The sequence below is a fragment of the Sphingomonas sp. genome (assembly GCF_035317925.1).
Classification (GTDB): Bacteria; Pseudomonadota; Alphaproteobacteria; order Sphingomonadales; family Sphingomonadaceae; genus Sphingomonas_I.
Map to the genome: position 1 here is coordinate 1 of NZ_DATHFV010000110.1, position 7,447 is coordinate 7,447.

The 7,447-nt window shown below is 61.9% G+C and carries 7 protein-coding genes and 2 pseudogenes; 7 read left to right on the plus strand and 2 right to left on the minus strand.

All coding sequences use genetic code 11. The annotated features are described in order from the left end of the window. Positions 1-1,325 (minus strand): annotated as a pseudogene (locus tag VK533_RS07950) (hypothetical protein); the annotation flags it as partial. 41 nt (positions 1,326-1,366) lie between these two features. Then, the gene (locus tag VK533_RS07955) at positions 1,367-1,561 is read right to left on the minus strand and encodes a hypothetical protein (RefSeq protein ID WP_324376329.1); all 195 of its coding nucleotides are present in this window, start codon (positions 1,559-1,561) and stop codon (positions 1,367-1,369) included. A 65-nt stretch (positions 1,562-1,626) separates the two neighbouring features. Between VK533_RS07955 and VK533_RS07960 the strand changes: the two genes are divergently transcribed. The 7 genes and pseudogenes from VK533_RS07960 to VK533_RS07985 all read left to right on the plus strand — a co-directional run. Then, on the plus strand, positions 1,627-2,610 hold the full coding sequence (locus VK533_RS07960; RefSeq protein WP_324376330.1) for a hypothetical protein: 984 nt from the start codon (positions 1,627-1,629) through the stop codon (positions 2,608-2,610). A gap of 31 nt (positions 2,611-2,641) precedes the next feature. Beyond that, entirely contained in the window at positions 2,642-3,598 is a 957-nt protein-coding gene (locus VK533_RS07965; RefSeq protein WP_324376331.1) for a DUF5309 domain-containing protein, read from the plus strand. Between the two features lie 388 nt (positions 3,599-3,986). Next, positions 3,987-4,208, plus strand: coding sequence for a type II toxin-antitoxin system HicB family antitoxin (locus VK533_RS07970; protein WP_324376332.1), 222 nt, complete (start codon positions 3,987-3,989; stop codon positions 4,206-4,208). A gap of 58 nt (positions 4,209-4,266) precedes the next feature. Beyond that, positions 4,267-4,545, plus strand: coding sequence for a HigA family addiction module antitoxin (locus tag VK533_RS07975; RefSeq protein ID WP_324376333.1), 279 nt, complete (start codon positions 4,267-4,269; stop codon positions 4,543-4,545). Between the two features lie 120 nt (positions 4,546-4,665). Then, a pseudogene (locus VK533_RS17260) lies at positions 4,666-5,001 on the plus strand (SU10 major capsid protein); the annotation flags it as partial. Between the two features lie 120 nt (positions 5,002-5,121). Then, positions 5,122-5,781 (plus strand): PEPxxWA-CTERM sorting domain-containing protein, encoded by a 660-nt coding sequence (locus VK533_RS07980; RefSeq protein WP_324376334.1) that lies wholly within the window; start codon positions 5,122-5,124, stop codon positions 5,779-5,781. Between the two features lie 209 nt (positions 5,782-5,990). After that, positions 5,991-7,447, plus strand: a 1,457-nt coding sequence (locus VK533_RS07985) for an acyltransferase family protein (protein ID WP_324376335.1), incomplete at its 3' end; no start/stop codon positions are given.

Sequence of the window (7,447 nt, forward strand, 5' to 3'; positions counted from 1 at the left end):
GACAATGAGGCTAGATTTATACCCACGAGCTGAACTCGATCCGAGGTTCCAAACAGATATAGTACCAGATCGCTGCCGACCTGAACCGCGTGGGCGGAAACATCAGAAAAGCTGCCGATAAGAGACGTACTATCAATTGCCAGTTTATCATCAGACGGGTCGAAATTATATATAGTGTCTTGGCCAATCCCCGTGCCATCGCTGGTCTTGAATTCAAACGTGTCTTGCCCCGGAACCCCAACGAGCACGTCGTTGCCCGCCCATCCGTTGATGACATCGCCCTGCCCAGATCCTCGGATCACATCCGATTGACGTGACCCTATGGCATTTTCGATAGATGAGAAGGCGTCCACATTACTGAAATCCCAACTGTTTTGGTTGAGCAGATCTATGCGGACATTGCTGTCATTGATGTAGCTAACGGTATCGTTACCCCCACCGCCAATTAGATTGTCCGCACCGCCGGTCCCACCATCCAGGACGTTGTCACCGTTATCGCCGATAATGATGTCGCTAAGGGAAGAGCCGACAACATTCTCGATCGACGTAAAGCCGTCCATCTCCGCGCCATCCCACGTGGTGCCGTCGACGAGCGAAACAATCACCGCGAGGGCGGAACCGGCATAGGACAAGGTGTCGTTCCCGCCAGCTCCGTCTATATTGTCTGATCCGCCAGCGCTCACGTCAAAGACGTTGTCCGCGGCGCTGCCGACAATGACATCGTTGTGACTCGTGCCGATGACATTTTCGATTGAGGTGAAGCCATCCATGGCGACCCCATCCCAGCTGTTTCCGGCGGTCAGATCGATACGCATGCCATGTGTGGAAGATGCATAGCTGATGGTGTCGTCGCCGCCCCCTCCATCGATATAGTCGCTGCCGTCGAAGCCCTGAAACATCTCGTCGCGCGCGCTGCCGGCGATCGTGTCATTCAGGTTCGAACCCCACGCGCCCTCAATCGAGCTGAGCGCGTCCACCGATGTGCCGTCCCAACTCTGCTGAGAAACAAGATCGATAGAAACGCCGGTGGATGAACTCTGGTAGGATACGATGTCGTCGCCGCCACCGCCACGGATATCGTCAACGCCGCCGGAGCCGCCATCAAGAATATCATCCTGGCCGCCGCCGATCAGCACGTCGTTGAAGACGGACCCGACATAGGATTCGATGCCCGAAAACCTGTCCTCGTTGGTTCCGTCCCATGAGTTGCCATGCGCAATGTCGATGACCATCCCGTGGGTCGAGCTGGCGTAGGTAAGCGTATCAAAGCCGCTGGTGCCCGCGAACGTCTGGGTACTACCCTGTTGACCATTGAATGTTGTCATGACGATTCCTTCAGGCGGCAGTTCAGGGTTGCATCGCTACTTCACGGCTGATCGTCCCGCGAGCGCATCGCGCGGCGCCATTTGAGGATGCCGGCGAAGACCGCCGCGATCGCCACGATCAGGCGGAAGGCTTTCTCGGAATCGTTCGCCGCCGGCGGCAGCAGGAACAGCACGAAGATCGCGATCAGGATCATCGCGACGGCGGTGAGCACCGCTTGCCTGCGTGGATTGCCCATGACCGCCCTCCTCTTCCGGTGAGGGCGCAACCTAGCCCCTTTTCTCAACAAAAACAGGTGATGCGATGGCCGACCTTAACGTGACCGACATCGAGGCGCCGGCATCGGCCGACGAGCGCGTGGAGGAATTCGCGGAATTCCTCGACCAGCTGGAAGAAGACAAGGAATTCTCCGCGACCCCCGCGGACGAAACAGCGCCGGATCCGTCCGACGCGGCCGACCCCGAACCGACGCGCGAACCGGAAGATCCGGCCATCGTGCCCCCGGTTTCGTGGGACAGCGACGCCAAAGCGCTGTTCGAGCAGCTTCCGCCCGAGCTTCAGGAGAAGGTCGCGGCGCGGGAAGCCCAGCGCGAACGCGCGGTGCAGAGCGCGACCAGCGCGGCGGCGGAGGCGCGGCGCAATGCCGTAACCGAAGCCAATGCGCTGTTCGCGGATCAGCAGCGTCTGTACGCGCAGCATCTGGAGCAGGTCGCGGCGCAGATGGCGCCGCAGCGGCCCGACCCTGCCTTGCTGGCGCACGACCCGCAGGCTTTCTATCACCTGCAGGCCCAATATGAGGGACAGGTCGCGCAGCGGCACGCGATGGCGCAGGCCGCGGCCCATGCGCAGGCCGAGGCGCAGCAGCGCGACACACTGACCCAGCAGCACGAACTGGCCCAGGACCACGCGGCGCTGAGCCACGAACTGGGCGACGATTGGACCGACGCGTCGCGACGCCGCGCCTTGCTCACCGATCTCGAGGAGGTCGGAGCAAGCCTTGGCTATTCGATGGCGCTGATGGGCCAGGCCAATGCGACCGACATATTGGCGCTGAAGGCCGCAGCGGAATGGAAGGCCAAGGCCGACCGGTACGACGCGCTGCAATCGAACCGAAGCAATGCGGTCCGCGCCGCACGCAGTGCGCCGCGCATGGCCAAGCCGGGCACCGCGCCTGGCCGCGCCGAGCAATCCGCGCGCGGCCGCGACGCCGCCTGGGCGCGAGCCAAGGCCGAGCGATCGGGCGAGGCCTATGCGGCTTTGCTCGACGGCATGGGCATCACGCTTTGACACCCAACCCAAATTTCAAGGACATCCAGATATGACGGTACCCACGAACACCATCCAGAATATCAGCCGCGTCGGCGTGCGCGAGGATTTGAGCAACAAGATCGCCGAGCTGTTTCCCGACGATACGCCGTTCCTCAATGCGATCGGCACGGGCAAATGCACCGCGACCAAGACCGAATGGCAGACCGATGGGCTGGCCGCCGCCAACCCCAACAACGCCCAGATCCAGGGCGACGACCTGGCCAACGACGTGCGCGCCAACACCGCGCGGGTTTCGACCTACACCCAGATCAGCACCAAGGTGGTCGGCGTATCGTCGACGGTGGAGGCGACCAACAAGGCCGGGCGCAAGAGCGAGCTGGCGCGCGAGATCATGAAGGCGGGACGCGAACTGCGCACCGACATGGAGGCGCGCGCGTGCGGCAACTTCGCCTCGATCGCGCCGGCGGCGGGCACGGCCGGGCAGACGGCGGGCGCGCTCGCGTGGCTGACCAGCAACACCAGCCGCGGCGCGACCGGCGCCAATGGCGGCTTCAATTCGGGCACCGGCGTGGTGGCGGCCGCGACCAACGGCACGCAGCGCGCCTATAGCGAGACGCTGCTCAAGACGATGCTGCAATCGATCTGGGCCAAGGGCGGCAATCCGCGCATGGTGATCACCGCGGGCGGGCAGAAGCAGACGGCGGCGGGCTTCACCGGCCTGGCCCAGGCGCGGCGCGAGACGGGCAACAAGAAGGCGACGATCATCGCGGGCGCGGACATCTATGTTTCCGACTTCGGCGAGGTGCAGTTCGTGCCATCGCGATTCTGCTCGGCGCGCGACGCTTTGATCGTTGATCCGGAATATTGGGAAGTCGGGACGCTCGATCCGCTGGCGGTGCAGGATCTCGCCAAAACCGGGCTTTCAACGCGCAAGATGCTGAGCGTCGAATGGGCGCTGAAGTGCCTGAACGAGGCTGCGTCCGGCGTGGTGGCGGACCTGAGCTGAGTGGAGCGGGAGGAGCGGAGAATCGGCGCCCTGCTCCTCCCCTTTTTCGGGGTAACCAACGGAAAGGTCATCTTTGTCGAAACGGCTTTGGCGGTTATGCTCGGATCGGTATGTTGGAAAGGATCGACGTGGCTCGCGCTGAGAAGCTTTTGGAGAAGATGCGGCGCAACCCTCAGGGTGATTGGAGCATTGGAGACGTTTCTACACTCTGTGGCGGCTTCGAAATTTCTTGCGAAGCCCCCAAGAGAGGGTCACATTATACCGTAGCGGATGAGACGCAGGCTGAGATCCTCACCATCCCTTTCAAACGACCTATTAAGCCAATATATATTAAACGGCTGGTAGCGTTCGTTGAGGCGGTCCTAGCGGCCCGCCAAGGAGGCGAAGAGTGAGCGTTCAGGATTATCGCATCGTGGTGGAGCGCCTGTCCGACGAGGACGGGGGGGGCTTTGCCGCATATGTTCCGGATTTGCCCGGATGCATGTCCGACGGCGAAACGCGGCCTGAAGCCATCGCCCATGCAGAAGAAGCTATTTCCGATTGGATTGAGGCGGCCAAATCCATGGGCCGCCCGGTTCCGCATCCGGCACCTATCCGCGCCTTCGCATAATCTTTCTGCACCCGGCAGTTCGCCAGGGCGAGTGGCGGTTGCTTGGACACTATCACTGATGGCTATCCGGCTTCATTCCAGCGTCTATGTTCACCCCGGCAAGTGGCTTGCCGAGGAGATCGTGGCGCCGGCCAAGATCAAGGGCGGACTTACGCGTCTGTCTGCCGGCCTTGGGGTGACAAGGCAGGCGCTGAGTGCGCTGCTGAACGGGAGGGCAGACCTTTCCGCCAATATGGCGGTCCGGTTCGAAAAGGCATTCGGCATCAGGGCGGACACTCTGATGCGGATGCAGGCTTGTACGATCTGGCCCGGGTCAGGGCCCATGAAGACGAGCTAGTGGTAGAGCGGATGGCCGAAGCGGCCTGATCCAATCGGCTTTTTGATCCTTCGCGGGGTTCGCGGCGTCGCTCAATAAGGTAAAGATCCACGACGCGCTGATAGTAGATCAGAGTATTGGGAAGTCGGGACGCTCGACCCGCTGGCCGTGCAGGATCTCGCCAAAACGGGCCTATCGACGCGCAAGATGCTGAGTGTCGAGTGGGCATTGAAGTGCCTGAACGAGGCCGCGTCGGGCGTGGTGGCGGACCTGACCCAGGCGAAACAAGAGGGCGTGGGGCGATGCTCCACGCCCGTTCGCCAATGGGCCGATCGCGACCCTCACCCATCGATTTTTGGGAGCGCGCGCGTCGGAATCTCATGCTGCGCCGCAGCAAATACCACCATAACGGATCGACCGCCTTTTAGGCCGGCGGCGCGACGCAGTAACGACCCCAATTGTAAACTAGGGTTATAGTTAAGCGCTGCTTCAAAATATCTACCCTACCCCACATGCATTATGCTAGAGACTCGCTGAGGGGAAAAGCGCCGTGATTCGGGGGCGCGCGCTTACCTTAGTGTATGGGGATCAGATTCCATGATGTATCGCGGTCTTAGCTTGGCTTGCATAGCCGTTGCCTGCGCGTCTGCCGCGCCGGCCCTTTCGCAGACGGTCGACTTTAACGACCTGGGTGTCGGGTACACCTATCTCGCGGGTTCGCCGCTGACGGATAATGGTTTCACGTTCGATGCGACGCCGGGCCATCGGTTCCTGGTGTGGTCGGCCGCCGACAACGCATGGACTTCTCCCGACCCGACGGGCGCGGCTCTCGGGACGCAGGATCAGGATTCGATCATCACGGTTGCGAAAGTGGGAGGCGGTGCCTTCACGCTCAATTCGATCGACCTGACCGACATCTATAACGGCGGATTCTCCGTGTACGGCGATTACGGCGGTACGGTGCAGTTCACCTTCAACTATGCGCTGGGCGGCAGCTCGACGCAGACGTTCGTGATCGATGGCGCCGCCGGCTGGCAGACCGACACGCTGAACATCACGGGCCTTTCCTCGTTCAGCGTCCAGGGCCTGAGGACGTTCCTCAACCTGTTCCAGATCGACAACATGGTCACCAGCCAGACCAATGACGATGTCAACTCGCCGGCGCCGGAGCCGGCTTCGTGGGCGATGATGCTGATGGGTTTCGGCGCGATGGGTGCAGCCCTTCGCCGCCGCCGGGCGAGCGTTACGTTCGCCTGACCCGATCGATCCTAACCCGAATGCAGACGGAGCCGGCAGCCAATGCCGGCTCCGTTTTGTTTTTAGACATGTCGGCCATGCTGCACCGTCAGCGGCGTACGACTGCCACGCGAGCGCTTTGCGCACGTAGATAATCATGCAAATGTAGCAAAGTGGCCGGGGACAAACACGCCTATCGCGCGGAGATCGACGGCCTGCGCGCGCTGGCCGTGCTGTCGATCCTTATCTTCCATTTGCGATCGACCGTACTGCCGGGCGGCTATCTAGGCGTCGACATCTTCTTCGTCATTTCCGGTTATATCATAACCAGGCTTATCCAGCCGGACGTGGAAAGCGGCCGGTTCAGCATCGCGAATTTCTACATGCGCCGCGTTCGGCGGATCATCCCGGCAATGGCGGTCATGCTACTGGCGACGCTGGTGGGTGGGCTGTTGATTCTGCTCCCCTACGATCTCGTCGACCTGGGAAAGGCGACGATCGCGACGATCCTGTTCAACGCCAACCATTATTCGCTTGTGGGCGCGGGCTATTTCGCCCGCTCATCCGACCTGAAGCCGCTGAACCACATGTGGTCTCTCGGCATCGAAGAGCAATTCTACCTGGTCTTTCCGTGGGTGCTCGTGGCGCTGAATCGGCTGCGGGCGCGAGCACGAATGATTGTACTGGCGGGCCTGGTCGCGGCATCGATGGCCGCCTTCCTGATCAGCTTTCGACTAGGGGCGAGCGAATACGCGTTCTTCCTGCTGCCGACCCGGGCGTGGGAACTGGGCGCGGGTGCGATATTGTCGCTGCTCGCCGATCGACCGAAGGGAAGCCTGACGGGGAGCGCCATAGGACTAATGTTGGTTCTGTTCGCGCTTGTGTCCAATCTTACACTGGCAGACGGGTGGCTGCACCCGGCGGTCCCAGCCGTCGCGGGGGCGATGGCGCTGATCCGCTTCCTTGATCCACGTCACGCGATCGGCCGCCTGTTCACGTTACGACCGGTGCGCTTCGTCGGATTAAGCTCGTTTTCGATTTACCTCTGGCATTGGCCGTTGATCGCGTTCGCGCGCTATTGGCTGATCCGCGATCCGAATGTGATCGAAATGATCGTGCTGGCGGCCGCCACGCTGGGACTGGCGAGCTTATCCTGGCTGTACGTGGAGCAGAGGTATCGCGCGCGGGCCATCCCATTTCCGGCAGTCGCCCGCTTCTGCGGCGTGACGATCGGGGCGACCGTGGCGATCGCGGCCGTGACGATCGTGTTCGACGGCCTGCCTCAAAGGATGAGACCGGACGCCGACCGGATCGCCGCGGCGGTGGACAGCCACTATCGATGCTCGATCTTCGACTATGTGCCGGTTCACGGATCGCGCGGATGCAGAATGAACCTGCCCGGCGGACAACCGGAGGATGCCCGCGTCGTGCTGATCGGAAACAGCCACGCGCAAATGTATATCCCGCTGGTGCGCCCGCTGCTCGAGGAGCGGGGGATCGAGGGCCTGGCGGTGCCGATAAATCTGTGCCTGCCGTCGCTGGGCGCCAACCTGGAAGGGTGCGCCGCGCCCGAGCGGCGCGACGTGACGAACGTATCTCAGCTGCGTTCGGCACGATTGGTAATTATCGCAACCGCGTGGGATTATCGGGTGGTCGACGTGCGCAATCCGGACGGCACGCCGGCGAA